1 protein-coding gene is annotated in these 1,079 nt (G+C 65.1%); it reads left to right on the top strand.

The annotated features are described in order from the left end of the window. Positions 1 to 88: 88 nt before the first annotated feature. On the top strand, positions 89 to 1,079 hold a 991-nt coding region (locus K5S26_RS18495), incomplete at its 3' end, for an IS481 family transposase (RefSeq protein WP_221861003.1).

Raw genomic sequence — 1,079 nt, 5'->3', positions numbered from 1 at the left:
CGTTGTTTGATCTGATTGCCGTGATGTGACGAGAACCTCCCGGCAGAGTGGAGCTGCTACCGCTTCCGCTCTGAACCAGGAGGTTCTCGTGTCTCACGCTAATGCGGCCTTGACGCCGCGCCAACGGCTCCGCCTTGCCCGCAAGGTCGTCGACGAGGAGTGGACGGTCGCTGCGGCGGCTGGCTACTTCCGCGTCTCGTGGCCGACTGCCGACAAATGGGCACGTCGCTATCTCGAGCTCGGGGAGGCAGGGATGGCCGATCGGTCCTCTCGACCACACTCGCATCCGAACAAGACCCCGCAGCACCTGGTGAAGAAGATCGTCCACCTGCGGATCCGCAAGCGACTCGGTCCGGTCCAGCTCGCCGGGCGGATGGGGATGCCCGCCTCGACGGTCCACGCGGTCTTGACGCGTTGCCGGCTGAACCGGCTTTCCCACGTCGACGTCAAGACCGGAGAACCGGCTCGCCGCTACGAGCACGAGACGCCCGGAGCGCTGATCCATGTCGATGTGAAGAAGCTCGGCAACATCCCCGATGGCGGTGGCTGGCGCTACGTCGGACGAGCCCAAGGACGACGCAACCGCGCTGCGACGCCCGACAAGGACCGCAACATCTACCGGAACCCGCTGATGCGGCACGCGTTCGTCCACACCGTCATCGACGATCACTCCCGCGTCGCCTACGCCGAGATCCACGATGATGAGCGCGCCGAGACCGCGATCGGCGTCCTGCAACGCGCGACGTCCTGGTTTGCCGACCACGGCGTCCGCATCGAGCGGGTCCTATCCGACAACGGATCCGCCTACCGCTCGCACGCCTGGAAACGGGCCTGCGGTGACCTCGACATCACGCCGAAGTTCACCCGACCACGCCGCCCGCAGACCAACGGAAAGATCGAGCGTTTCCATCGCACCTTGGCGGACGGCTGGGCCTACGCAAAGCACTACAACTCCGAGTCAGCTCGGCGAGCAGCTCTCCCGGCCTGGCTGCACTTCTACAATCACCACAGACCCCACACCGCCATCGGAAAGCTCCCACCCATCAGCCGCATTTCAAACAACCTGGCTGGGCACTACA

Source organism: Microbacterium marinilacus (assembly GCF_019753765.1).
Lineage (GTDB): Bacteria > Actinomycetota > Actinomycetes > Actinomycetales > Microbacteriaceae > Microbacterium > Microbacterium marinilacus.
This window is presented reverse-complemented; position numbering and strand designations above follow the sequence as displayed.